The organism is Streptomyces sp. NPDC003247 (genome assembly GCF_042888135.1).
Lineage (GTDB): Bacteria > Actinomycetota > Actinomycetes > Streptomycetales > Streptomycetaceae > Streptomyces.
In genome coordinates this window covers 18,254-38,108 of sequence record NZ_JBIAPF010000018.1, presented here as the reverse complement: position 1 = coordinate 38,108, position 19,855 = coordinate 18,254, and the positions used below count along the sequence as shown (strand labels likewise).

Here is a 19,855-nt window from a genome sequence, read left to right as displayed (position 1 = left end):
CGGCCTGAGCGCGGCCGGGGAAGTCGGCGCAGAATGGGAATGTGATCTTCCGAAGCGGCCGGGCAATCCCCTGGCGGGGGCGGACCGTATATATGGGTGTGCCGAGCTTCCGGTTTCCCGCCGACCGTCTCCCCGACGAGGCGCTGCTGTCCGGGCTGGCCACCGGTGATCCGGAGCTGGCGGTCATCTTCGTACGGAGGTTCCAGCGCGCGGTCTTCGGTGTCGCCGTCGCCGTGACCGGAGACCGGGAACTCGCCGAGGACATCGCCCAGCAGACGTTCGAGCGTGCATGGCGTCATGCGCAGATCTACGACGCGCGTCGCGGGTCGGTGACGACCTGGCTGACGACCATCGCGCACAATCTCGCCATCGACGCCGTCCGCGCGCGGCGGACGGAGCCGGTGGCACCCGAGGACCTCGACGCCCTCCTCGATGCCGTGACCGACACCCCCGAGCAGTGGGCGCTGGCCGACGAGGCCTCGTCCCGGCTGCGGGACGCCGTGGCGCAGCTGCCGCGGGAGCAGGGACGTGCCCTGGTGATGGCGGGCATCTACGGAATGACGGCCCAGCAGATCGCCGACCGGGAGAGGATCCCGTTGGGCACCGCGAAGACGCGGATCAGGACAGCGATGGGCAAGCTGCGCAACACGCTCGCCTCTCCGAATCGAGGGGATCATGGCCAGTGACGTGACCTGCGAGGCGCTGCGCGAGATCGGCGCCGAGATGGCACTGGGCGTGCTGCCCGGCCGTGAGCGGGCGGCGGCGGTCGCCCATCTGGACCGGTGCGCGGCCTGCCGGGAGTACATCGAGCACATGACCCTGGTGGGCGACGGACTGGTCGGGCTGGTGCCGGGCGGCGAGCCGCCGCTCGGGTTCGAGACCCGGGTGGCGCGCAGACTGCCCCAGGACGCGACGGCGCACGAGGGGGACCCCCACACACGGGCGTCCGGCCTCGCGTACAAGGCGGTCCGCAGCCGCGCACGCCGTGTCCGGCTGCGGGTCGCATCCGCCGCGGCCCTGTTCGCCCTTATGTTCGGATTCGTCGGCTGGGCGGTCGGCACCGCCATCGAGAGTGTCACGGCCTCGAACACCCCTGCCGTGGAGACCGAGACGCCCTTGATGGAGGGAGAGCTGACCTCGGCCTCGGGCCTCGGGCCGTCGGTCGGTGACGTCTACGCCCACCCCGGAGACCCGGGGAAACCGGGTTGGATCTACATGGCCGTCGACCTCGCCGCCGCCGGCACGCCGTACAGCGGCAAGGTCGTCTGCCTCCTGGAGCGCTCGGACGGCACCATGATCCGCGTGGGCACGTTCTCCCTGAGCAACGGACGTGGTGACTGGGGCGCGGCGGCCACGGTCGACCCCGCGGCGCTCTCCGGCACCCGTCTGACCACCCCCGACGGCACCGTCCTCGCCACCGGCCCCTTCGAGACCGGCCCCAGCGCGTGAGATCGGCGCCCCGCCACGACCTCAGGGACAGGCGGTGCGGTGCCCCGGGCCGGGCAGCGTCGCGTCGAGTGCGGCGGCCAGTCCGGCAACCGAGGGCCGGGACGACGGATCGGTCCGGAGGCAGCCGTCGATGGCCGCCGCGAGCCTTCCGGGCAGCCGCCGCCGCGAGCCGATCGGCGGGGCGGCCCCTTCCACCTGCGGATACCGGTCGTCCCGGCCGCTCGTGACGCTGCCGTCGCAGGGCTCGTCCCTGTTCCCCCCACGGGACGAGACCTCGCGGGAGTCCCCGCGGCCGAACGGTACGTCCCCGGCGGCGACCTCGTACAACGTGATGCCGATGCCCCACACGTCGGCGGCCGCCGACAGCGGTCCGCCGCGGGCCTGCTCGGGAGCGAGGTAGCGGAACGTTCCCACCCCCGCGGGCGCGGGCCCGGGCGGCCGCGCGATGCTCAGGTCGAACACCTTGACGTGTCCGCGGTCCACCACCACGTTCGACGGCTTGAGGTCCAGGTGCAGCAGACCCTGACCGTGGAGGTAGTGGATCGCGGAACACAACTGCACCCCGAGCAGCGCCACGTCGGCGGCGGACGGCCGGCGCCGCAGCCGGTGGACGAGGTGGGACAGCGTTTCGCCGGTCAGCGTCTCCAGCACGACGAACGGCACCGGCGACTCGAACGTCTCGTACGCGCGGACCAGGTGCGGATGGGTGAAGGCTTCCAGCCACCGCCCCTCACGCAGCAACTGGTCGCGGAGCTGCTCCTGGTCCCGGCGGTCGGGGCGCACGGCCTTGATCACGCAGTGGCAGTCCCGTTCGTCGCTCCAGACGTCGTAGACGTCGAGCCAGCCGCTGCGCGCCAGATGCGCCAGGACCTCGTAGCCCGGGACCGGTCTCGTGCCGGGTGCCAGGGGAGGGGCGGCCCGCACCGCCGGGACACTCACGGCAGCACCGCCCCCGGGGCCGAGGACCCGGCCGGGGCTGTACCGGCCAGGGTGCCCAGCCGGTACAGCCGGGCGTATGTCCCGCCGCGCTCGAGCAGGTCGTCATGGGCGCCGCACTCGACGATCCTGCCGTGGTCGAGGACCACGATGCGCGTGGCGTCCCGGACGGTCAGCAGGTTGTGGGAGATGACGACGGTCGTCCGCCCGGCCATCAGCCGGCGCAGCGGGTCCATGATCCGGCGGCCGGACCGCATGTCGAGGCCGGTGGTCGGTTCGTCGAGGAGGAGCACGGGCGCGTCCCTGATCATGGCGCGGGCGATCGCCAGGCGCTGGCGCTGCCCGCCGGAGAGCGTCCGGCCGCGCTGGCCGACCATCGTGTCGTAGCCCTCCGGGAGCAGCTCGATGAACTCGTGCGCGTCCGCGGCACGCGCGGCCGCGACGATGTCCGCCTCCGTCGCCTCCGGCCGGCCGTAGGCGATGTTGTCCCGCACGGTGCCGTGGAAGACGAGCGTCTCCTGCAACACCACCGCGACGCTCTCCCGCAGGTCGGACAGGCGCAGGTCGCGCAGATCCGTCCCGTCGAGGCGGACCGTGCCTCGGTCGGGGTCGTAGAAGCGCAGTTGCAGCTTCGCGACCGTCGACTTGCCCGCCCCGCTGGCCCCGACCAGCGCCAGCGTCTCTCCGGCCGCCGCGTGGAACGACACGTCCGACAGCGCCCAGGACGGCGTACCGGGATAGCGGAAGGAGACGTGGTCGAACTCCACGTCACCCCGCGCGCGGCCGATCCGGCGGGCGCCGGCGGCCTCGACGACCTGCGGCCGCTGGTCCAGCAACTCGATGATGCGTTCGGCCGCGGCGGACGCCGCGTAGAAGGTGGTGCCGAGGTGGGACAGTCCGCGGACCGGACCGTAGAGGCTGCCGACCAGCGTCAGGAAGACCAGCAGTCCGCCCAGCGTGAGCTGTCCCTGGGCCAGCTTCCAGGTGCCCAGGCTCATGACCGCGAGGACGCCGCACACCTCGATGACGTCGACGAGGGATCCGTAGACGGCGCGGATCCGCGTCGAGGCCATCGTGGCCCGGAACCTCCCGACGTTCTCACGCTCGAACCGGCGCTCCTCCCACCTCTGCCGGTTGTACGCCTGTACCAGGGCGACGTTGCCCAGCGACTCCTCGGCGATCGCGCTGATCGAACCGCTGCGGCGCCTGCGCTCCCGGGACGCTTCCTTGATCAGCCGCGAGAAGTGCCGGGCGGCGCCCCAGAACAGCGGCACGATGACGAGGGCGAGGAGGGTCAGGTCCCACTGGAGATAGAACAGCAGACCGAGGAAGGCGCCCAGGCGGATCACGTAGTAGAGGGCGTCCGCCACTCCCGAGAGCAGGAACGTCTCGACCGCGTCGACATCGCCCGTCACCCGCGACAGCACGTCTCCGAGCCGCCGGCGTTCGAAGAACCCGAGCGACAAACTTTGGACGTGCCGGAACGCATCGGAGCGAAGCGTCAGCAGGAAGCGTTCGCTGACCCACGTGGACGTCACATCGTCGGCGAACCCCAGAATGCCGGAGCCGATGATGAGCCCCAGATAGGTCGGTCCGATCCACGCAAGCGGTGCGACATCGCGGGGAACGAGCACATCGTCCACCACGATCTTGAAGAGCCAGATCTCCGCGGCGTCGAGGGCGGGGCCGATCAGGCTGAAGAGGACGATGGGAGCGAGCCAGCGCCGGCCGCCGCGGGTGTAGGGCCAGAACCGGCGGAACACCTCGCGCGGCGACACCGGGGGCGCGGCCGCCACCACATCGGAAGCCTCACCCACCGACAGCAGACGCCGCAGGACATGCACCATGGCATGCGTTCCTCGCAGAGGTGCGGACGGACGGAGCGGACCAGCACCTTCCGGTCTCCGGTCCGCTCGGCCTCCGTGGTGTGGTCACCAGCGTCCGTGTCCGTGGCGGTCGCCGTGGCCGTGTCCGTGACGGTCGCCGCGGTCGTGTCCGTGACGGTGGCCGTGGTCATGGCCGTGTCCGTGACCATGCCCCGAGAAGTCGTCGCGGCGCGACGTGTCATTGTTGCGGTCCCGGCGATTGGCGGGGATCAGCTTGCTGAAGATCGCCATCACATTCCTCCTGGAACTTGCTGCACATGGGATACGTCTCAGGGCGGGACTTGGATGGCGTTCCAGAAGAAGAGTTTGAAATGGGTTGTATTTCGGCCGAAGCCTCGACACGGTTCGTCCCGGCAGACCGCCGCTTCGCAGGAGGCGGCTGTCCTGCCCACCTGGTGGTACGGGGCGCATCCGTGAGGGAGGTCAGTTCCTCGTCCGTCAGCCAGGACCGGTTCGGATAAGGACCTCGATCCTGAACCGCGCGAACCCCATCGGCCAGTCGTACACCAGATCATTGAGCGACGTCACGGCGCCACAACAGGGGACCGTCACCCTGAGCGTCGAGAAGCCCGTGTCGTACCGCTCCGTGACGGCCTGCCCCCACCAGCCCGGTGTGGGCTCCGCACCGCAGCGCGGGCAGGAGATCTCCTCCAGATCGGCACCGCACGGGACCACCTCGACGCTGTCGTGCCACGTGGCGTCCAGGCCACGGCGGGCGTCGTCGTCGGGAAGCATCCCGCACAACACGGCCGCGGCACGATCCGCCGCATCCCTGCCGGGCCGCCAGTACGGATCGGTCGGAATCACCGTCAGGCGGTTGTCACCCATTCGCTTCCGCCTCCACGTGCCCGCAAGGGGCCGCTCTTCCTCCACCGACCCGGCGAACCTATCGGGCCCGGCCGGTGGGCCGGGCGGCGAGGTGGTCGCGGACGAGGGACCGGAGGTCCGGGTCGGGGCGCAGGCCGAGCGCGGTGGCGCGCCGGTTGTCGAAGACGGCCGGCCAGGTGGCCACGATGGCTTCGACGGCTGGGTCGGGTGCGACGGTCACCAGGTCGGCGGCGGCGTCGCCGCCCGTCTCGCGCAGGGTGGCGAGGATGTCGGCGACCGAGACGGTGAGCGCGGGAAGGTTGACGGGCAGTGGTCCCTCCAGGCGTCCCGGTCCGGTGCCGCGTTCGGCTTCGGCGACTCGGAGGATGCCCTCGACGGTGCGCCGGGGGGACGCCAGGGCCACTTTCAGGCCGAGGCCGACCGGGCAGGTGGCCGGGAGACCCGCGAGGGGTTCGCGGATCAGGGAGGACAGGAAGCCGGATGCGGCAGCGTTCGGCCGGCCGGGCCGTACCGCGACGGTCATCAGACGGGCGACGCGTCCGTCGACATAGCCGCGGCGGGTGTAGTCACCGATCAGGTGCTCGCAGATGAGCTTCTGGGCGCCGTAGCTCGACCGCGGCAACGGCAGGGTCGTCTCGCTGACCGTCGGCGGCAGGGGCAGGGACTCGGTGTGGCCGTACACGGCGAGGCTGCTGGAGAACAGCAGGCGGGGCACCGGTCCGCCGGCCGCCGTCTGGGTCCGGGCGGCGTCGAGCAGGGCGCGGGTGGTGTCGACGTTGACGCGCAGGCCGAGATCGAAGTCGGCCTCGCACGCGGCCGACACCGCGGCGGCGAGGTGGAACACCACACCGACCGGTTGCGCGAAGAGGTCGTCGAGGTGGTCGGTCAGGTCACCGTGCACCAGGTCGACGAGCGGGTCCGCCGCCGCCGGGGCGCCGGGCTGCGCGACGCGGTCGGCGAGCACCAGCCGGGTGATCGGCACGCCGTCGAACGTCCGCTGCCGCAGAAGCGCTTCGGTGAGCCGGCGTCCCAGGAAGCCGGCTGCACCCGTGATGATGACCCTCATGTGCCCCTCCTCGACGGTGTCCGGTCGCCGGCTGCCTCTCGGCGTGCTCTGCCGCAGTCACCCATGGGTCGGCCCTTCCTGCCCTCGGCCGCCGGGCGCTCGCGGCGCGGACCCGGTACCACGCGCGCGAGGGGGCCGCCGTCGCGGTGCACCCCGGCTGGGCCGGGCGGGCGTCGTCACGGTCATGCGGCTCCCGCTCCCTCACGGACACACGCGCGGTCGACAGCGGCGGCAACCTACCCGCGGCCCGGCACCGGCAATCCGACACGGGAACCCGTCCTGGACCGACCCGGGCGGCGGACGACGGCACGGCGTCCGCATCAGGAGCCGGACACTGGCGAACAGTCCGACCAGTAGGTGTGGTGCCGTGATGTGGTGCCGTGATCAAAAACGTGCTGCGTGCCGGGCCGACACCGCCCCGGCCCAGCTGCCCAGCTGTTGTCCACCGGCAGGACGACGCCGTGACGGTGCCTACGGAGATCGTCGAAGAGGCGGTCCGGTTCGTCCGAGCCCGCGGGGCGGCGGGGACCACCGCGGAGGACGTCGCCTCCGCCGAGAAGGTCCCCACCCGCACGCCGTGGACCCCGCGCCGCAGGGGCGATGACGCCCGCGGCAGCCCTTGGCGACGCGGCCACGTCCCCGTGCCTCCCGTCCCGGCTCACCCCGCCAACTCCTCTGCCTGCAAAGGAAGATACATTCGCTCTCTCCGGTATCCACTTCCTGAAGCGACGAGGCCGTCATGACGCACGACACCCATGGGCCAGGATTCGAGATCGACACGTCCAAGCCGCACCCGGCCCGGATGTACGACTACTACCTGGGCGGCAAGGACAACTACCCGGTCGACGCGGAGGCCGCCGAACGCGTCCTGCAAGGGCTCCCGCACGGTCGCGGCCCCGCCCTCGCCAACCGGGCGTTCATGCACCGCGCCGTCCGCTTCCTGGCCGAGGAGGGCGGAGTGCGGCAGTTCCTCGACATCGGCACCGGCATCCCCACCAGCCCGAACCTGCACGAGGTCGCGCAGAGCACCGACCCCGCAGCCCGCGTGGTCTACGTCGACAACGACCCGATCGTCCTCGCCCATGCCCAGGCCCTGCTCCGCAGTGCTCCCGAGGGCTCCACCGACTACGTCCAGGCCGACGCCCGCGACCCCGACGCCATCCTCGAGGCAGCTGCCCGCACCCTGGACCTGTCCCGGCCCGTAGGCCTGTCCCTGATCGCCCTGCTGCACTTCCTGCCCGACGACCATGCCTACGACAGCGTCACCCGGCTCCTCGCGGCCCTCGCACCCGGCAGCTACCTCGTGCTGTCCCACACCACCGCCGACTTCGACCCGGAGAGTACGGCCCGCGCGCTCCAGGTCTACCGCGACCGCGGCGTCTTCCTCACCGTCCGCAGCCACGCCGAGATCAGCCGGTTCTTCACCGGACTGGAGCTGATCGACCCGGGACTGGTCCCCGGCGTCCAGTGGCGGCCCGCCCCTTCCCCGACCCCGCCCACCACCGGCCCCACGGACCTGTTCTACGCCGGCGTCGCCCGCAAGCCCTGAGACGGTGACGGACGTGGCGGGGATCAGGAAGGCGTTGGCCGTGAAGTACGCGTGCACCGGCCGGGTCCTCGCCACAGGCCCGTCCTACAGCCGCCCCACCCACCACAGAACCGGGACCGAACCTCGTCGCAGCACGCAACCACGCGGACAACGGACGTCGAACAAAAAGTCGAGTGCCTGATTCCGCACCTGTTGCCGCAGGCCGAGCCATGTGACGCGGCACGCTGTGCAGCACTCACGGCGCCGACAGGACCCGGCCGGTGAACAGCCGGGCGGCATCGATCAGCCCAGCGACGCAGTCGCCGCGCGCAGCTCCTCCAGGGCTGCCAGCGCATGAGGCGCGAGCCCCTCCGCATCATCACGATCGCTCTCGCACCACTGGGCGTAGCCCCGCTTGAACGCGAGGACTCCCAGCTCGCCCGCGAGATGCGCAGTCGGCTCGGGGACACCGCGGGCGATGAGCGCGGCTGTCATGGCTGCCGCGAGACCGACGCTCTTGAGGGCGTCGCGTTCCTGGAGTTCGGTGCTGGCCGCCACGGCCACCAGGAGCGCCCCAGCGACTCGTCGTCGCGGCCGTCGACCTGTTCACCGAGCAGGGGTACGACGCCACCACGGTGGCGCCTCCTCGAGGACCTGGAGAACATTCAGCCCTGACGCTGCTCTCTCCGGTGATCACCGGCGTGGTGCTGCTGGTGACAGGCGGCGTGTCGGAGTCCCAAGTTCTTCGACTCGCCGGAGCCACCTGCACGCCGTCCGGGACACGGAACCTGTTTGCGGTGAGGCCGTCTCAGCGGTCGACTGCGACCTGCTGCGAGACTGCTTTCCAGGTCGACACCTCCGCCCGCGTACCCCCGAAGGGCGGTGCCGAGAGGCTATCGCTGTGCCGGCGTGCCGATCGAGGCCCGGATGCTGGAGAGCCTCGGAGGGCGGCGTGGCGCGGTCGTCGCGGCGCTGACCGAGCCGGCCGGGGTCCTCCGGTGCGACCGCGACAGCCGTGGGGCCCGACCCGGAGCACCTGGAAGCGCGGGCGCTTCCGCGGCCGACCCCGGGTGCCGCGGGGAGGCGCCGTCCGGGTGTCACATGACGCGGTGCACGTCGATCGTGACCTGATCACCCCTGGTCGGCGGGCGCAGGTCGCCGACGAACAAGGTGTGGTTCGTCCAGGCGTACGGACCCTGTCCCGCCTCGAAACGGGCGTGCCGGGTCGAGGGGGCGTTCTCCATGTCGTACTCCGGTCTCTGGGGCCGGAAACCGCTGACCGGTCCCGTAGAGTCCTGCAAGGCAGGTCGTGCTGTCTGTCGAGCGATACATGCGGCATGTGCTGGGAGGCGTCGTGCGGTCACACTGGATCTTGGAACTGAAGCCGAGCCACCCCTTCCTGGCGCCCACGAGCGCCATGGAGACCATCGCCGAGGCCACGCAGGTGCTGGGGCCGCAGGTGACACAGTGGGCCGTGCAGCTTGCCGCGCGCATCGACGAGGACATCACTGCGACCGCCGACCGTGACCCGACCCTGCGGCTCACGCACAGCGAGCGTCCCGCCTGCGAGGCGTCCCTACTCTCCGTCCTCGCCTTCCTGGTCCCCGGCGGACGCCCGCTGCGCAAGGCGCCCGACGAGGCGGTGGAACACGTCCGGCTCGCCGTGCGCCAGGGGGCGCCGGTGGGAACCGTCCTCCGGGTGGTGTGGATGTCCCACACAGCCGTGCAGGACGCCCTGCTGGACGCGCTCGAGACGTCCGCCTCCTCCGAGTCGCCGCTGACGGAGGTCCGGCGGCTGTCGTCCAGCCTGCTGCACTTCGTGGACCTCCTCACCCGCGAACTCTCCTCGTCGTACGAAGAGGAACGCACGGCGTGGCTGAACAAGCTGTCCATCTCCCGGAGGCAGGTGCTGGAGGACATCCTCGCCACGGCCCACGCCCCCGACGGGGCCGAGGACATCCTCGGCATGCGCCTCGCCCGCAGGCACGTCGCGGCCGTGCTCTGGGTGTGCGGGCCCGTCGGCCAGACCGAGACCGCGGGACCCGCCCATTCCTACGCCCACCAGGTCGCGGCCGACACCGAGGCGGCCGGGTTCCTGCTGCTGGACGGCGCCGACGGAACCAGCACCGCCCTGTGGTCCTACCGAACCACCGAGGGCGACCCCGTACCCCGGATCCGGGACATCGCCTCGCCCGACGGGCTGTCCGTCGCTGTGGGGCCGGCCGGGACGGACGTCGCGGGCCTGCGCACCAGCGTGCTCGGCGCCCGCCAGATGCTCCGGTTCGGCCGGAGCGTCGGGGGAGTGGGCCGCTGGTTCTACGACGACACCGCGCTGGCCTCCCTCGCCGCGGTGGCCGGGGAGGAAACCCGGCGCTTCGTGGCGCGGGTGCTCGCCGGGCTGACCGGGAGGGACAGCCGCTCGGCCGCGATCCGCGAGACGCTGCGCTCCTACCTGGAGCACGGCGGCAGCCGGCAGGCGGCGGCACAGGAACTGTCCCTGGCTCCCAACACGGTCGCCTACCGGGTGCGGCAGGCGGAGCAGAGGCTGGGCCGGCCGGCGGCGGAGCGGGCCACCGACACGGTGGCCGCCCTGCTGCTGGCCCGGGAGTGCCCCTGGTCACTGGAGCCGGAGATCCTGCGGCCGTCCGCCCTCTGAGCCGCCCCGGCGGACCGCACACCGCCGCCGCCGTCCAGTGCCGGCCAGCGGGGGGTGCCCGGTCAGAAGGGGTAGCGCTGGATGCTTGACTGCGCCGTGAGCCACTGCACCTCGGAGAAGGTGTCGAGGCTCGCCGAGCCGCCGAAGCGTCCGCCGACCCCCGACGCCTTGCTGCCGCCGAACGGGGCCACCGCCTCGTCGTCGACCGTCTGGTCGTTGATGTGCACGGCGCCGGACTCGATGCGGTCGGCCAGCTCCCAGGCGGTGAAGGCGTCGGCGGTGAGGATCGACACCGACAGCCCGTACTCGGAGGAGTTGATCAGCTCGATGGCCTCGTCGATCGTGTCGTAGGCGACCACCGGCGCGACCGGGCCGAAGATCTCCTCGGCGAAGGCCGGAGCGTCGAGCGGCACGTCCGTGAGCACCGTGGGCCGGTAGAACAGGCCGTCGTAGGTGCCGCCGGCGGCCAGGACCGCCCCCTGCTCGACGGAACGGGTCACGATGTCGTGCACCCTGTCCCGCTGGCGCTCGTCGATGATCGGGCCGAGCACGTTGGCCGGGTCGGTCGGGTCGCCGACCGGGATGCCCGCCGCCTTCTCGGCCAGCCTGGCCGCGTACTCGGCGGCCTGCGACCGGTGGACGAGGTGCCGGCCGGTGGCCATGCAGATCTGGCCCTGGTGCAGGAAGGAACCCCAGGCGCCGGCCGAGGCCGCCGCGTCCAGGTCGGCGTCGGGAAGCACCAACAGCGCGTTGTTGCCGCCCAGCTCCAGGTGGACCTTCTTCAGCAGCGGGGCGGCGGCGGTGGCGATGGCGCGGCCGGCGGGGGTGGACCCGGTGAAGGAGATGCAGGGCACGTCCGGGTGCGCCACCAGGGCCTGGCCGACGTCGGCGCCGCCCGGCAGCACGTGCAGCAGCCCGGCCGGCAGTCCCGCCTCCTCCAGGACCTCGGCCAGCGCCAGGCCGCCGGAGACGGAGGTGCGCGGGTCCGGCTTGAGGACGACGGCGTTGCCCGCGGCGAGCGCCGGCGCCACGGACCGCACGGCGAGGATGGCGGGGAAGTTGAACGGGCTGATGACGCCGACCACCCCGAGCGGCACCCGGCGTACCGCGGACAGCCGCGGCTTGTGGCTGCGCAGAAGCTCACCGTACGGCTGGGAGGTCAGCGCCGCGGCCTCCTGGAGCTCGGAGACGACCAGGCCGGCCTCGAACTGCGCCTTGCCCTGCCCGGAGCCGGACTCGGGTACCAGCCAGTCGACGACCCGGCTCGGGTCGGCCGCCAGGATCGCGGCGGCCCGGACGAAGACCTGGGCCCGCTCCGCGTACGTCAGACGGGCCCACTCGCGCTGAGCGACGCGGGCGAGCGCCACGGACGCGTCGAGGTCCTCGGGGGTGGCGTTGCCGATCGTGGCCAGCGTCTTGCCGGTGGCGGGGGCGGTGACGTCCAGTGTGCCGCCGCGGCCCTCCCGCCAGGTGCCGTCGAAGATCTTGCCGTGCCAGCGGGGCTCGGTGGAGGTGTCGGTCATGATGTGTCCTCGAGAAGGGTCGGGGTGGGTCAGGCGTCGACGTCGGCAGCGGCGACGGCCCTGTCGAGCGCCGCCTGGTCGGCCCAGTTGCCGTGGAATCCGAAGGGGACGCGCACCGGCAGCGGCACGCGGGCCACGGGCTCGGAGTCGAAGGAGGCCGCGTCGTGGATCAGCAGTTCCGAGAGTTCGGTGTCGCGGTTCCACCACAGGGTGAGGACGTAGCCGTCCTCCTCGTGCTCGGCACCGGGGCGGGCGACGAAGACGGGCTCGCTCGGGTTGGTCAGCGCGCCGGGCCCCTCCACCACGAGGGTGTTGCCGTGGCGGAAGTCGTGCCGGGCGAGTCCGTCGGTCATCGTGTCCGCGGCCAGCGACCGGGTGGTGGCGAAGTAGCCGTAGCGCTGCGCCTTGCCCAGCATGTTGTCGTTGATCTTCGGGAACTCGCCGGCGATGCCGCTGAGCCGGCGGTTGCTGACCTTGCCGGTGGCCGTGTTCACGCGCCACTGCCAGGAGTACGCCGGAGGGAACCACTCGTGGGAGGTGACCGGGGTGCCCAGCCGGGAGGCGGGGGTGCCCAGGCGTGTGATGCGGTGGCAGTCGACGACGACTTCATCGCCGGCCTCGTGGGCGTTGAAGAAGTGGGTGGGCGCGGAGGTGTCGCCCATCTCGTGCCAGGTGACCTTGAGGGTGCGGCGATCCAGCAGCACGATCTGCGAGCCGTGCGGCAGCACGCTCTCGTCCCAGACCACGCCGGGCAGGCCCTGGGCGATCAGGTCGGTGCGGAACAGGTTGGGCGCCACCAGGAAGACGGCGTAGTTCTCGCTGACGGCGAAGTCGTGCATCAGGACCGGCACGCCGACGTCGATGGCGTGGCTCTCGATGACGTGCCCGGTCCTGGCGTCTGCCCGGTACCAGGTGATGACCGGGCCGGTGGCGGCGAAGAACAGCATGTCGCCGGTGACCGGGTCGATCTTGTAGTGGGCGGTGCACAGGGTGTCGATGCCGCCGTGGAAGTCGTGAGTACCGAAGGTCTCCAGCGTTCGCGGGTGCATGCGGTACGGCAGCCCGCCCTCGAAGTAGACGAGGAGGTGGTCGTCGAAGATGCCGACGTTGGTGTTGGCGACGTTCTTCGCGAGCGGCGCGTTCTTCGGCAGCCGGCCGGGGGTGCCGCCGTTGACGAAACCGCTGTAGACCGCCTCGCCCTGCTCGACCTCGATCTTCATGGAGTCGGTCAGCACCCAGCTGGTGCGGAAGGCGGCCTTGCCGTCCCGCAGGTAGAGGCCGGCCACCATGCCGTCGCCCTCCCACCAGTGGTAGCGGTCGGTGTTGCGGGGCCGGAAGCGCGGGTTGGACGAGATGCGGAACAGGGCTCCCGCGATGTCCTCCGGGATGTGTCCGATCACCGGCAGGTCGTAGGCCTGCGTCTCCTCGTGCCACGGGGTGAACGGCCCGTTGAGGAACTTGTTCTCGGTGGGCCACTGCTGCGAGGGGCCCTCCGGTGCCCCGGCGATGTTCATCGGCGAGGTGATGACGACGCCGGGGGGAGGGAGAGTGCTCATGACGTACCTTTCACGCGATTGCGATGGCGATTGCGATGCGGGTGGCGCTCCGTGGACCGGACCAGGGGTGGAGCGGCCCGGGGCGGGGGCGTCAGCCTTGTCGGGCGCTCGGCCGGATGCCGTGGTTGCCGGGGGACAGGATCCCGGCGGGATCGAGGGCGTCCTTCAGACGCCGGTAGAGGCGGGGCAGGGCGCAGTCGTTGAAGCCGTAGCCGGCCGCCACGCGGTCGACCATCGAGGGATGGGCCCGGTACTCGCTCCAGCCCCACCGCTCGGCTTCGTCACACATCCGGGACACCGCGCGCCGCGCGGCCTCGGCCTGCTCCGGGTCGTCGACATCGAAGAGGACCATGCTGACGCCCACCAGGGAGCGGGAGGTGGCGATCCAGGCGAAGCCCGCGACCAGGCCCTCCTCCGCGAGGATTCGCTGGACCATCGCCTCGTGCCGCGCGGCGTCCTCGCCGGTGAACGGCAGGACGGGGGAGAAGTCGATGTGGCCGATCCGGTCCCCGAGGTGCCGCTTCATCACGTCCAGCAGGAACATGTTCGGGATGCCCGCCGGCACCAGGTCGTGCGGGTGCACCTCGTCGGCGGGCACGTCGCCCGGGTAGCTGCGCAGGTCGACGGTGACGCCCGGCAGATGCGCCACGGCCCTGCGCAGGGCCGCTTCCCGGGCACGGACGACCTGCGTGTCACCGTAGAACGACACGCGCGCGTTCCACCGGCCGGGCGGGAAGGCGGCGCACAGCTTCTGCTGCGCGGACATGCCGACGGTGTCGTCCGCGAACCCCGGACGCCCGCCCGCGGGCTCGGGGGAACTCGTGATGAGGGGGTGGCCCTGGATCGTGCCGTCGAGCATGAGGGGGGCGAGTGCGTCGATGAGCCCGGCCACGTCCTCGTCACGGTGGCAGACGACCGAACCGGTCACGAACGTCTCGGGCTGAGGCATCAGCCAGACGCCCATCTTGGTCACGACGCCGAAGTTCGACTGCATGAACAGCGAGTCCAGCGACGGGCCGAACCCGCGCTTGTGACGCTGCCACAGCGGGCTGCCGTCGATGCCGCCCATCCCGGTCCGGACGAGGTCGCCGTCGGCGAGCACGACCTCCAGACCGCATACGGCCGAGGCGTGGTCGCCGTGGACGGTGTAGCCGTAGCCGTGTTCCAGGGCGTTGCCCGCGAGGCTGCCCCAGCCGAGGTCCGGGACGGACATCCACAGCTTCAGACCGCGCCGCTTGATCTCCTCGTAGAGGTCGAAGAAGCGGACCCCGGGCTCGACCAGGGCGTAGCCGGCCTTCTCGTCGATCTCCAGGATGCGGTTCATCCTGCGCAGGTTCAGCACGATGGCGCCGTTGTCGACCGGGGCCGATCCGCCGTAGCCGAAGTTGCGCCCGGTGGAGGAGGTCCACAGGTGGACGCCCAGTTCGGCTGCGACCCTGACGACCTGCCGCACCTCTTCCACCGTCGAGGGCTGCACGACGAACGAGGGCTGGAAGCGAGTGGCGTCCTTCCCCTCGTAAGGATCGTGGAACTCCGCGACCTCCTCGGGCGCGGTCAGGACCCCGTCGGGGCCGAGGACCGCCAGCAGACGCTCCCGGGCCTTCGACAGCACGGTGCCGTCCGTCATGACGCCGGCGTGAACACTCATCGTCGCTCACTTTCCGCGGGGCGCTGCTCCGGGCCCCACTCGAGCAATCCTGGCTCGCCGTACGCCCCTGACACTCCAGCGCGGGACGACAAGAAATCGGCCGGGTTTCGGCGTCCCGGAGCGAGGACGGAGGACGAACGGCGGGCAACGTGTTCCTGGCCGGCGGCCTCCGCCCACGGCGAGGGGGCGCCTCCGGGACGTGAAGGCACCTGCCGAGGTGACGGTCGAGGACAGCCTGCCGGACGCGCCGACGGCGACGAGGACGGTGCCGGCAGGGGCTGACCCAGGGTCGCCGCATGCGGCCAGGAGGCGGGTGGTGGGGTAGACCCTGGGGCCGTGCAGTCCTGTATGTCGAGACACTAGTCCTTGTTAATAGAACAGCACTGTCTTATGTTGGGTCGGCGGCGCCAAGCCGCGGCGCACTCGACGAGGAGGAGAGCCACGATGACCACGGAGTTCCAGGTGCTGGTGGTGGGAGGCGGTCCGGTCGGACTGACCGCGGCCCATCTCCTCGCCACCCTGGGCGTACGGGTTCTTCTGATCGAACGCCACGAGTCCACCAGCGACGAGGCGAAGGCCATCAGCCTGGACGACGAGTCGCTGCGTACGCTCCAGAGCTGCGGTCTCGCGGACGACCTGAGGCCCGTCATCGTCCCCGGCACCGGCACGCGGTACTACGGCCGCAACGGCCGCCCCCTCTTTCATGCGCGGGGGACGACACGCTTCCAGTTCGGCCACTCGTTCAAGAACCAGTTCGCACAGCCGGAACTGGAGGGTCTTCTGTTGCGGTCTCTGTCGGCGCCGACCCGGTTCGGATGCGAGCTGCGGGCCCTGGAACAGGACGCGGACGGGGTGACGGCGCTGGTGGCGACCGGCGAACGGGAGGAGCGGATCCGGGCGCGGTACGTCCTGGGCTGCGACGGAGGGCGCAGCACCCTGCGTCAGCTCACCGGGGTGGGCATGTCGGGGACCAGCTACCCGGACGTGTGGCTGGTCGTGGACACCGTCGACGATCCGCACGACGAACGCTTCGGCATGCACCACGGAGACCCGCGCCGGCCGCACGTGGTGGTGGCCGGCCGCGAAGGCCGGTGCCGTTACGAATTCCTGCTGCACCCCGGTGAGGGGGAGCCCGGCGAGCCGCCCTCCTTCGACATCATCCGCACCCTGCTCGCGCCCTACCGCACCATCACCCCCGAGCAGGTGGAACGCAGCGTCAACTATCGGTTCAACGCCGTGGTCGCCGAACGCTGGCGCACCGGCCGCACCTTCCTCCTCGGCGACGCGGCGCACATGATGCCGCCCTTCGCCGGCCAGGGACTCAACTCCGGTGTCCGGGACGCCGCGAACCTGTGCTGGAAGATCGCCGTCGTGCTGAACGGGCAGGCCGGTGACGACCTCCTCGACACCTACGAGACCGAACGCAGGCCGCACGCGGAGGCCGTGGTGCGGCTCTCCGAGCGACTCCGGTCCACCGTCATGACCACGAACCGTTCCAATGCCGTCGTCCGTGACGCCCTCGTCTCGCTGGCCATGCTCCTGCCCGCGGGCCGTGCCTACCTCGAGGGCATGAAGTACCGTCCCTCGCCCGCCCTGCGCGGCGGGCTGGTCGTCGCCGCCCCGCACGGCCTGGCGTCCCCGCTGCTCGGGCGCGCCCTGGAGCAGCCGTGGGTGCTGCTGCCGGAAGGGCACACGGCAGGCCGCCTCGACAGCGTGCTGGGCGACGGCTTCGCCCTCCTCGGTGTCAACCTCGACGAGGACGGCTGGCGTCAGGTCGCGCGCTCCCCGCTGGGGGAACTGGGGGCCCGTGAGATCGACGTGCTGTGCGGGGACCGCCTGCCGCGGCACTCGACGGGCCGTACGGCCATCGCCGACTACGACGGCCGCCTCGACCGCCTCCTGTCCCCGTGCGGCGGACAACTCCTGGTGGTGCGCCCCGACCGCTACATCGCCGCGGTCCTGCGCCCGGACCAGGCTTCCGCGGTGGGGGACATCCTGCTCCGGCTCATGGCCGGGAAGGCCCCCACCGCGCACATCGCCGCGGCCTGAACCCGGGGCCTGCGAACGCCTCGCCGGCCTCACGCAACCGAAAGGGCACTCCCATGCGTTACGTCTCGTACTGGCAGGACGGCACTCCTCGGGCCGGTCTGGTCGACGGAGACGACATCGTCCCCCTGCGCGGTGTCACCGCGCTGGGACGTGACACCCCGAACGAGGTCCTCGCCGAGCCCGACCTCGACGAGTCCGGCCGGGTCCCGCTGGCGGAGGTGACCCTGCGTCCGGTGGTGCCGGAGCCGCAGAAGATCTTCTGCGTGGGGCTCAACTACCGCTCCCACGTCACCGAGACGAAGCGCGACCTGCCCACCTACCCGGTCCTTTTCACCAAGTTCCCCACCAGCCTGATCGGAGCGCATGAACCGATCCTGGTGCCCGCGGAGTCCACCCAGGTGGACTACGAGGCGGAGCTCGCCGTCGTGATCGGGAAGCGAGCCCGTCGGGTGACTCGTGCGGACGCGCTCGGGGTGGTCGCCGGCTACACCATCGCCAACGACGTGACGATGCGCGACTACCAGTACAAGACCCACCAGTGGCTCCAGGGCAAGGCGTGGGACGCCAGTACCCCCCTCGGGCCCTGGCTGGTCACCGCGGACGAGATCGGCGACCGCGTCGGCCGGCTCGCGGTGACCCTGTCCCTCAACGGCGAGGTCCTCCAGTCCTCGGACACCTCCCGGCTCATCTTCGACATCCCCACCCTGGTGAGCACCGTCTCGGAGTTCACCACCCTGCTCCCGGGGGACGTCATCCTCACCGGCACGCCCGGAGGCGTCGGCTTCCGCAGGGACCCGCAGGTCTTCCTCAACCCGGGCGACCGGGTCGTCGTGACCATCGATGGGCTGGGCGAACTGGCCAGCGAGGTCCGGGCCGAGGAGGCCACGTCCCGGGCGTGAGCCGGGACTCCGGCCATCACCATCCGCCCCTTCCCTCCACCCCGAGAACCCATCACCCCGAACGAAAGCGAGCAAGAACATGGCGATCACCGGACTGGGCCACACCGGACTGTGGGTCCACGACCTCGAGAAGATGCGCGACTTCTACACCCGTCTGCTCGGTCTGACCGTGACCGACGAGGACCCGGAGCGCGGCATCGTCTTCTTCAGTTCCAAGCCGGAGGAGGAGCACCACGAGTTCGTGCTCCAGACCGGGCGCACCGCTCCGGACGGCGCGAAGCTGACCCACCAGATCTCCTGGCGGATCGACTCCCTGGAGACGCTGGTCGAGTACCACAAGCGCTTCCGCGACGAGGGCGTGCTGGTACAGCAGGAGGTCACGCACGGCAACGCCTACGGCATCTACTTCTTCGACCCCGAGGGCAACCGCAACGAGGTGTACGTCCGGGTGGAGAAGGACGTGCGTCAGCCGTTCCGCAAGAGCCTCGACCTCGATCTGCCGATCGAGGAGATCGAGGCCGAGGCGGAGCGCCTGCTGAACGACGGGACCGAGGCGTACCAGCCGGTGCAGTAGGACCGGCCGACACCTCGCTTCCCGGACCGGGGCCGCGCGGAAGCCGGCCCCGGTTCCGTTTCCCGTGGTGCCGCCGTGCTCAGCTGTCGGCGAGTTGCAGTGTCTCGCTGATGCGGCGGGCCGCGTCGCGGACCATGTCCAAGACGTCCGGGAGGCGTTCGGCCGGCACCCGGCGCTCCAGAGCCGCGATGCTGATCGCGGCGGTGACCGAGCCGTGAGCGTCGCGCAGAGGTGCGGCTATGCCCAGGATGTTGTCGTCGAGTTCGCCGCGGGAGACGCAGTGGCCCTCCTCCCGGATCCGATCCAGCCGGGCGGACAATTCCTTGACGTCGGTCGGGGTGTTCGGGGTGAAGCGGGTCAGCGGCTCGCGGGAGAGCAGCTTCTCGGCCTCCTCCGTCGGCAGCCAGGCCAGCAGGACCAGGGCGGAAGCGCCCGCGTTGATGGGGAGGACGCTGCCGCGCTCGTAGGAGATACGAGCCGGATGGTCGGCCTCCGACCGCTCCAGGCAGATGGCGTTGCCGCCGACGCGACGGGTCAGCAGCACCGTCTCCCCGGTCCGATCCCGGAGGTCGTCCATCACCGGCAGGGCCACCTCCGACAAGCCGTAGGCCCGGCGGGCCAGCCGGGACAGCTCCAGAATGCGCGGACCGAGCCGGAAGCCCCCGCGCGGATCCTCCTCCAGGAAGCCGCCGGCCGTGAGGCTCTGCACGTAGCGGTAGGCGGTGGACCGTGCCGTGCCCAGTTCCTTGGCCACGTCCTGGCCGGACAGGGACAGGCGGCCGTCACTGAAGAGATTGAGGATGTCGAGGGCCCTGTCCGCGGTCGAGTTGCGCTCGCGGTAGTGACCGGAAGTGACGGCTGAGCTCGCGGCATCCTGTCCTGTCATACAGGACAGGATAGCGGCTCAGGGGGACGTGTGGTGTCGGGTGCGGTCATCGTGCTGATCGGGGTCCCGCAGCTGACAACTACTACGCGTTCGTAGTCGGCGCGACCGCCCGCAGTACACCTACCGCAGGAAGATCATCACCGCGAACACCGCGATGGCCAGGGCCAGCACTCCCCGCGGGCTTCTGGCGCCGCATCATGCCCTGCCTGGTCGTAGCCGTGTCCCCTTCCTGGCTGAGTCGGCGGTGCTGCGGGAGGCGCTCGGGCCCGAGCCGTACGAGGCCGCACTGGCCGTCCGCCGCGCGGAGGCGGAGCTGTTAGCGATGTTCACCGACGCGGACGTCATCGAGGCCGTCCGCCGGCGGTATTGAC

At 71.3% G+C, this 19,855-nt stretch carries 18 protein-coding genes and 1 pseudogene; 8 read left to right on the top strand and 11 right to left on the bottom strand.

The window, feature by feature from the left end; genetic code table 11:
- Nucleotides 1–92 precede the first annotated feature (92 nt).
- Together ACFYWQ_RS39205 and ACFYWQ_RS39200 are read left to right on the top strand one after the other, a co-directional pair.
- Nucleotides 93–686, top strand: a complete 594-nt coding sequence (locus ACFYWQ_RS39205) for an RNA polymerase sigma factor (protein ID WP_389524169.1) — start codon at nucleotides 93–95, stop codon at nucleotides 684–686.
- Nucleotides 676–1,449, top strand: a complete 774-nt coding sequence (locus ACFYWQ_RS39200) for a hypothetical protein (RefSeq protein WP_389524166.1) — start codon at nucleotides 676–678, stop codon at nucleotides 1,447–1,449. Before ACFYWQ_RS39205 ends, ACFYWQ_RS39200 begins: the two co-directional genes overlap by 11 nt.
- 21 nt (nucleotides 1,450–1,470) lie before the next feature.
- On the opposite strand, the gene ACFYWQ_RS39195 is transcribed toward ACFYWQ_RS39200, so the two are convergent.
- The 5 genes from ACFYWQ_RS39195 to denD all read right to left on the bottom strand — a co-directional run bounded on the left by ACFYWQ_RS39195 (nucleotide 1,471) and on the right by denD (nucleotide 6,165).
- Nucleotides 1,471–2,388, bottom strand: a complete 918-nt coding sequence (locus ACFYWQ_RS39195) for a serine/threonine-protein kinase (RefSeq protein WP_389524163.1) — start codon at nucleotides 2,386–2,388, stop codon at nucleotides 1,471–1,473.
- Nucleotides 2,385–4,232: an ABC transporter ATP-binding protein gene (locus ACFYWQ_RS39190; protein ID WP_389524160.1), complete on the bottom strand. Its 1,848-nt coding sequence runs from the start codon at nucleotides 4,230–4,232 to the stop codon at nucleotides 2,385–2,387. Before ACFYWQ_RS39190 ends, ACFYWQ_RS39195 begins: the two co-directional genes overlap by 4 nt.
- Before the next feature lie 84 nt (nucleotides 4,233–4,316).
- Nucleotides 4,317–4,502 carry a hypothetical protein gene (locus ACFYWQ_RS39185; RefSeq protein WP_389524158.1) on the bottom strand — a complete coding sequence of 62 codons (186 nt, stop codon included), beginning with the start codon at nucleotides 4,500–4,502 and terminating at the stop codon, nucleotides 4,317–4,319.
- Nucleotides 4,503–4,709: 207 nt separating this feature from the next.
- Nucleotides 4,710–5,099: a hypothetical protein gene (locus ACFYWQ_RS39180; protein WP_389524156.1), complete on the bottom strand. Its 390-nt coding sequence runs from the start codon at nucleotides 5,097–5,099 to the stop codon at nucleotides 4,710–4,712.
- 58 nt (nucleotides 5,100–5,157) lie between these two features.
- On the bottom strand, nucleotides 5,158–6,165 hold the full coding sequence (gene denD, locus ACFYWQ_RS39175) for a D-erythronate dehydrogenase (RefSeq protein ID WP_389524153.1): 1,008 nt from the start codon (nucleotides 6,163–6,165) through the stop codon (nucleotides 5,158–5,160).
- Between the two features lie 739 nt (nucleotides 6,166–6,904).
- On the opposite strand from denD, the gene ACFYWQ_RS39170 reads away from it, so the two are divergent.
- Nucleotides 6,905–7,714: an SAM-dependent methyltransferase gene (locus tag ACFYWQ_RS39170; RefSeq protein WP_389524151.1), complete on the top strand. Its 810-nt coding sequence runs from the start codon at nucleotides 6,905–6,907 to the stop codon at nucleotides 7,712–7,714.
- Nucleotides 7,715–7,996: 282 nt separating this feature from the next.
- Here ACFYWQ_RS39170 and ACFYWQ_RS39165 read toward each other — a convergent pair.
- Both ACFYWQ_RS39165 and ACFYWQ_RS39160 read right to left on the bottom strand, forming a co-directional pair.
- Nucleotides 7,997–8,263 (bottom strand): annotated as a pseudogene (locus ACFYWQ_RS39165) (TetR family transcriptional regulator); the annotation flags it as partial.
- Nucleotides 8,264–8,790: 527 nt separating this feature from the next.
- On the bottom strand, nucleotides 8,791–8,937 hold the full coding sequence (locus ACFYWQ_RS39160; protein WP_389524148.1) for a hypothetical protein: 147 nt from the start codon (nucleotides 8,935–8,937) through the stop codon (nucleotides 8,791–8,793).
- 128 nt (nucleotides 8,938–9,065) lie between these two features.
- On the opposite strand from ACFYWQ_RS39160, the gene ACFYWQ_RS39155 reads away from it, so the two are divergent.
- Nucleotides 9,066–10,349, top strand: coding sequence for a PucR family transcriptional regulator (locus ACFYWQ_RS39155; RefSeq protein WP_389524145.1), 1,284 nt, complete (start codon nucleotides 9,066–9,068; stop codon nucleotides 10,347–10,349).
- 62 nt (nucleotides 10,350–10,411) lie between these two features.
- Here the strand turns inward: ACFYWQ_RS39155 and ACFYWQ_RS39150 are convergent, their stop codons facing one another.
- The 3 genes from ACFYWQ_RS39150 to ACFYWQ_RS39140 all read right to left on the bottom strand — a co-directional run bounded on the left by ACFYWQ_RS39150 (nucleotide 10,412) and on the right by ACFYWQ_RS39140 (nucleotide 15,076).
- A complete protein-coding gene (locus tag ACFYWQ_RS39150) occupies nucleotides 10,412–11,872 on the bottom strand; it encodes an aldehyde dehydrogenase family protein (protein ID WP_389524142.1) in 1,461 nt (486 codons plus the stop codon).
- A gap of 29 nt (nucleotides 11,873–11,901) precedes the next feature.
- On the bottom strand, nucleotides 11,902–13,428 hold the full coding sequence (locus tag ACFYWQ_RS39145) for a carotenoid oxygenase family protein (protein ID WP_389524139.1): 1,527 nt from the start codon (nucleotides 13,426–13,428) through the stop codon (nucleotides 11,902–11,904).
- Nucleotides 13,429–13,519: 91 nt separating this feature from the next.
- Nucleotides 13,520–15,076, bottom strand: coding sequence for an FAD-binding protein (locus tag ACFYWQ_RS39140; protein WP_389524136.1), 1,557 nt, complete (start codon nucleotides 15,074–15,076; stop codon nucleotides 13,520–13,522).
- Nucleotides 15,077–15,520: 444 nt separating this feature from the next.
- On the opposite strand from ACFYWQ_RS39140, the gene ACFYWQ_RS39135 reads away from it, so the two are divergent.
- From ACFYWQ_RS39135 to ACFYWQ_RS39125, 3 genes are all read left to right on the top strand, one after another.
- On the top strand, nucleotides 15,521–17,125 hold the full coding sequence (locus tag ACFYWQ_RS39135) for an FAD-dependent monooxygenase (protein WP_389524133.1): 1,605 nt from the start codon (nucleotides 15,521–15,523) through the stop codon (nucleotides 17,123–17,125).
- Nucleotides 17,126–17,178: 53 nt separating this feature from the next.
- A complete protein-coding gene (locus ACFYWQ_RS39130; protein WP_389524130.1) occupies nucleotides 17,179–18,024 on the top strand; it encodes a fumarylacetoacetate hydrolase family protein in 846 nt (281 codons plus the stop codon).
- Nucleotides 18,025–18,103: 79 nt separating this feature from the next.
- Nucleotides 18,104–18,598: a VOC family protein gene (locus ACFYWQ_RS39125; protein ID WP_389524127.1), complete on the top strand. Its 495-nt coding sequence runs from the start codon at nucleotides 18,104–18,106 to the stop codon at nucleotides 18,596–18,598.
- Nucleotides 18,599–18,677: 79 nt separating this feature from the next.
- Here ACFYWQ_RS39125 and ACFYWQ_RS39120 read toward each other — a convergent pair whose 3' ends face one another.
- Nucleotides 18,678–19,484, bottom strand: a complete 807-nt coding sequence (locus ACFYWQ_RS39120; RefSeq protein WP_389524125.1) for an IclR family transcriptional regulator — start codon at nucleotides 19,482–19,484, stop codon at nucleotides 18,678–18,680.
- A gap of 244 nt (nucleotides 19,485–19,728) precedes the next feature.
- Between ACFYWQ_RS39120 and ACFYWQ_RS39115 the strand changes: the two genes are divergently transcribed.
- Entirely contained in the window at nucleotides 19,729–19,854 is a 126-nt protein-coding gene (locus ACFYWQ_RS39115) for a hypothetical protein (protein ID WP_389524122.1), read from the top strand.
- Nucleotide 19,855 lies beyond the last annotated feature (1 nt).